The organism is Candidatus Darwinibacter acetoxidans (assembly GCF_041936445.1).
In the GTDB taxonomy this organism is placed as follows: Bacteria; Bacillota; Limnochordia; order Darwinibacteriales; family Darwinibacteriaceae; genus DTU010.
Map to the genome: position 1 here is coordinate 1 of NZ_JBHGXH010000158.1, position 1,950 is coordinate 1,950.

Annotated in this window: 5 protein-coding genes; all 5 read right to left on the reverse strand. The window is 54.6% G+C overall.

Going from position 1 to position 1,950, the window contains the following annotated elements; translation table 11 throughout:
* Positions 1-56 precede the first annotated feature (56 nt).
* The gene (locus tag ACE4YL_RS05990) at positions 57-191 is read right to left on the reverse strand and encodes a hypothetical protein (RefSeq protein WP_461369365.1); all 135 of its coding nucleotides are present in this window, start codon (positions 189-191) and stop codon (positions 57-59) included.
* A gap of 11 nt (positions 192-202) precedes the next feature.
* Complete coding sequence (locus tag ACE4YL_RS05995; protein ID WP_461369366.1) at positions 203-346, reverse strand: DUF5131 family protein; 144 nt, start codon at positions 344-346, stop codon at positions 203-205.
* Positions 343-516 carry a hypothetical protein gene (locus ACE4YL_RS06000; RefSeq protein WP_461369367.1) on the reverse strand — a complete coding sequence of 58 codons (174 nt, stop codon included), beginning with the start codon at positions 514-516 and terminating at the stop codon, positions 343-345. The genes ACE4YL_RS05995 and ACE4YL_RS06000 overlap by 4 nt, the downstream gene beginning before the upstream one ends.
* 349 nt (positions 517-865) lie before the next feature.
* Positions 866-1,246, reverse strand: a complete 381-nt coding sequence (locus ACE4YL_RS06005; RefSeq protein WP_461369368.1) for a Lar family restriction alleviation protein — start codon at positions 1,244-1,246, stop codon at positions 866-868.
* Positions 1,247-1,453: 207 nt separating this feature from the next.
* Positions 1,454-1,950 (reverse strand): MBL fold metallo-hydrolase (locus ACE4YL_RS06010; RefSeq protein ID WP_461369369.1); only part of this gene is annotated, 497 nt, incomplete at its 5' end.

Here is a 1,950-nt window from a genome sequence, read left to right on the forward strand (position 1 = left end):
CCCGTATTTCTGAGAGCCGGCACCGGTTGAGATCAGGCGATATCGGTATTTACAGGTCATCTATTCCGCCTCCCCCACTCATCAATCTCCTCCCAAAACCGATCCATGCGATCCAGCTCACGCCAAACCAGGAACATCGCCAATATTCCCGCTATCGTCAGCCCCAGCACGAGCTTCATCCCTATCGGCATGTCGCCACCTCCTAAATATCCGCATAATAAACCGCACCCCTCAAAACTTTCGTGGCCCGGCAATAGTCGCAATTCTCGCAGCCCTCTGAAACAGGAGTGCAGCCCGTCACCGGATTCCACGTCCGTTCAGCCCATTCAATGGTTGTGGTGTTCATGATTGTCGTCCCCCCTCAATCGCCCTCCGCGCCTCTTCAAGCGCAATCTCAAGCCTGCTGATGCTTGTCCGGGGTATGAGTGCCACGTCACCTGTCACGTGGTCCCTGCGACTCACCAGGATGTCAGCGGCATCGATCAGGTCGTCAATGGCCTGTTGGATGTTGTTCATCTCATCTCCGCCTCCCAATCAGGCACGCTCTGTGCCCAAAAATCGAATGGCAACCCTGCGATGTCCAGCCGTCTGTGCCGTCATATCGCGTATATGCCCGCTCCTCTATCTGATGGAAAACCTCCGCAGGGTCCTCCCCGCAGCCCGCGCACGACCCGTATTTCTGAGAGCCGGCACCGGTTGAGATCAGGCGATATCGGTATTTACAGGTCATCTATTCCGCCTCCTCGCTTGCTCAGCTCGATCCAGCTCACGCCATACGAGAAATAGCGCCAATATCCCAGCTATCGTCAGCCCCATCGCTATTGCCATCCCTATCGGCATGTTGACGCCTCCTGCTCCCTAATAACTAGTCCAGGCGTTCCTGTGATTGTTTCAGAATCCATTCCTCAAGCAGACCAGCCGGTATTCTAATGACTTTTTCGCCAACGCGTATTGCTGGAAAGTCGGCGCGTTTCGTTAGTTTGTAGACGGTCTTGACATTACAATTCAGCCAAGCCGGGCCTGCTACTTCATTCACGCTTAGCATTCGCCATGCTGTCCCATCGCTGCTCGATGGGCGCTCCATAAACCGGCAATTCCAACTATGCATCGCCTTCTCTTTGGTCGCATACGTGCCGCTCTCGGCCACGCAGCCCTCGCAGTAGACTGTGTATCCAAGGTGCCCAAGCCGCGCCTCTGGTATAACGCGAGCTTGTCCCCCACAAAACGGACAGCGCTTTATCTGCATGGCGACACCTCCTTTACGCTTTGCCTAGCGGCATCCCTATTTCTACGTAGCAGGGCGTGCAATAGAAATACCCCGTTGCCCAGTTAAGCGTCCCTTCTTCTCTCCGCACGTACTCGTCTGGCGTCATCTCATGCGCCTGTGCCGCACTAATATACTCAGCAAGCTCGTGTGGTCTCTTTCCGCACACCTTGCACCTAATGTTCATCCCTACTGGCATGTCGCCACCTCCTGCGCAATATATGTCGGTATCCCGGTAAGCTCCTGAATCTCGCGTTTAGCTCGTCCAGCATCGCAATTTTGGTCGCTCATATGCAGCAGCCAAATCCCCTTGACCTGGCTCAAGTCGTTCGCCTGCAGGAAGGCTTTGCCGTTTGCCAGGCTGAAATGACTCTCGATGAGCCTGTCTCTCAGCGCAAGCGGGACCGCGCCCGCGTCAACATTGTCCTCAAGGACGTCTTTGATGTAGTTGCATTCGATCATGATGTGTGTAAGGCCAGGAAACTTGTATCTGATGTAATAGGTGTCAGTGGCATACAGCAGTTTTTCGCAGGTCAGCGTCGAGAACACGAGAAATCCGAGCGGTTGATCCGCGTCGTGCTGAGTCTCAAATGGCATGATCATAAGGGTCCCGATCTCAAATAGATACTTTGCAGCTGCCATACGCACCCTATGCCCTGATACTCCCAAAGCCCCTGCCGTGCCCT